Genomic DNA, 2658 nt, shown 5'->3' with positions numbered 1-2658 from the left:
GAAGGTGGTGCGGCCAACGGTGAGATTGACAGTGTCGTCAACCTGCCCCTGGTCGAGGGCAAGGCAGCCTTGCGTATCGGCGGACTGTTCGACCATGAGAGTGGGTGGATAGACCGCAACGCCGCAGGGACGATCGTCGATCAGAAGATCAACCACGTGAATACCAGCGTGGTGCGCGCGACACTGGAGTGGCGCCCCACCGATCAGCTCATCGTGACTCCGGCGGTGTTCCTGCAGCGGGTGAGCGTGGGAGGTCAGGACCTGTTCAGCCTGGATCTGCCCCTGTATGAGTCCCCGACACTGCTCGCCGAGACCGGGCGCGACGAGTATGCGATGACGAGCCTGACGCTCAAATATGATTTCGGCTGGTCGGATCTGACCTCGGTGAGCGGCTATTTCTGGCGTCGCAATGACCGCAACATCGACGGCACGTTCTACGACAGCGAGTTCCTGGGGTCATACCTGCAGGAGACCTACGGGTTCGGTGGGGATGCGATCGGGGCCCTGCCGGCACCGGTGCAGTTCAATACGAACGTCAACCAGATCCACGAGGAACTGCGCCTGGCCAGCAAATCCGGCCCGGACGATGCCTGGTCGTGGATCGGAGGTCTTTTCTACTCACGCACGCGCACCGGCCTGCTCGACAACGAGCACATTCCCGGCTTCAACTCCACGTTCGAGGCGACCTACCACGACTCGCCCGAGAACCTGCTGGGGGCGGCCTTCCCGGATGATCTCATCTACTATGCCTTCACGGAGTTCGTGAACACGCAGAAGGCGGTCTTCGGACAGGTCAACTACAAGCTGCTGCCCAACCTCAAGCTGACCGCCGGTGGACGCTACGAAAAAGCCACCGAGGACCTGGCGTTCAACTCCCTGGGTTTCTTTGCCAGCGGGCCGCCCTACTCAGGGTCGGCCAACGGCAACAAGTTCACGCCGCGAGGCGCGGTGTCCTACGAACTCGACAGGACGACTATCTATGCCTCGGCGTCCGAGGGCTTCCGCGACGGCGGCATCAACCGACCGGTCCCGGAGCCGCTGTGCTCCGCAGACCTGGCATCGCTCGGCTTCGCCCACTCCCCACCGTCCTACAACGCTGACTCGCTCTGGAGCTACGAGCTTGGCGTCAAGACTCGCGCACTCGGTGACGGATTGAGCCTGTCAGGCGCCCTGTTCGACATCCGCTGGAACAACATCCAGACGGACATTCTGCTGCCCACCTGCACGTTCGACATCAAGGCGAACATCGGCAGCGCGGAAAGCCGTGGTGTGGAACTCGAACTGGCCAACCAGTTCAACGACCACCTGCGCTGGAGTCTCGGTGGCAACTACACCTCGGCGAAGATCACGGTGCCCGTGAGCGTGCTCGGTGTGGAGCGCGGCGACAGGGTACCGGGCGTACCCGACTACTCCGTCTCCACGAACCTGGACTACGTCCAGCCGCTGTCCTTCGGCGCCAGGGGCATCGCCAACCTGAACGCACAATGGGTGGGAACCAGCCAGGGTGTCATCTTTCACGGCGACCCCGATTTCGACCGGCCAGCCTACATGGTGGTCGGCGGCAAGGTCGGGGTCCAGTGGCCCAGGCTGGACGTGTCCCTGTTCGTCACCAACCTGCTCAACCAGGACAAGATCATCCAGAGACCCAACATCGCAGCCGTCGAGTACGGCATGCGCGTGCGGCCACGGACGGTCGGACTCAGCGCGAGCTATCAGTTCTAACCGATTCGGCTCTGACCGCTTCGACAACCTGCCGGACCGCGGCGATCACCTCGTCGGGCCGGTCGAACTGAATGTAATGACTGGAGTCCGCGACCTGACGATGTGTCGAGCGGGTTGACCAGGAGGCCTCCTCGTCGTGCATGGCCAGCCAGTCCTTCTGCAGCAGTGCGCCCTGCTGCGCCGACAGCTTCATCGCCTTGAGTGCATCGGGTGGAAAGGGTTTCATCCCCGTCAGCACGACGATAGGACGGTCCCCAAGCCGCCGCAGCATGCCGGCCTCACGGAATGTGTCGTCGATGGCCTCCTCCTCCGCGAGCGCTGCCGGTAGGGACGTGGGCCCATAAGCCAAGGCGGCTGCCTGAACGGCAGCGGACGCAGGCTCGGGCTCTCCCTTCGGCCAGATCAATCGCGGCACACCCATCCAGGCGAGCGCCGAGGCCACCTTGAAAAGGGTATCGGAGGGTTTGAGCTCCCGACCCAGAATCCGCTTCATGCGCAGCTCCTGGTCGGGATGTGACGCATCGACGAACACCAGGCCCGCCACTTCGTCGGGGAAGTTGCGGGTGAAAGTCATGACGTACGGTCCGCCAAGAGAGTGGCCGACCATGACGAACGGCGGCGGTTCATGCGCCGCTCTGAGCCCCGCCCGCAGATCCACGGCGATGGCTTGTGCATCGGCCTTACCCTCGCGCGGATCACTCCACATCATTCCCGCGCGATCGTAAGCGCAGGCGCGCGTGCTGCCCGCAACCGCCTCATGCACGGCTGACCAGCTGAGCGCCCCCAGTGTGTCCAGGCCCGCCTCGAAAACCACGGTGGGCGAGCCTTGCCCGCGACAATCGAGATGTAACCGGCGGCCGCCGATATCGACGAGGACCCCGGTCACCTTGAAGTCGCGTCGCGCCTGGTGGCGTGCGACCGCCTCATAAACCGCGC

2 protein-coding genes are annotated in these 2658 nt (G+C 63.8%); one reads left to right on the top strand and one right to left on the bottom strand.

Annotated elements, in window-relative coordinates; translation table 11 throughout:
* A partial coding sequence (locus VML93_RS28785) for a TonB-dependent receptor (protein WP_325615672.1) occupies window positions 1–1722 on the top strand: 1722 nt, incomplete at its 5' end.
* Here VML93_RS28785 and VML93_RS28780 read toward each other — a convergent pair.
* Window positions 1700–2658, bottom strand: a 959-nt coding sequence (locus VML93_RS28780) for an alpha/beta hydrolase (RefSeq protein ID WP_325615670.1), incomplete at its 5' end; no start/stop codon positions are given. The genes VML93_RS28785 and VML93_RS28780 overlap by 23 nt on opposite strands.

The sequence above is a fragment of the Mycobacterium sp. genome (assembly GCF_035499775.1).
GTDB lineage: Bacteria > Actinomycetota > Actinomycetes > Mycobacteriales > Mycobacteriaceae > Mycobacterium.
This window is presented reverse-complemented; position numbering and strand designations above follow the sequence as displayed.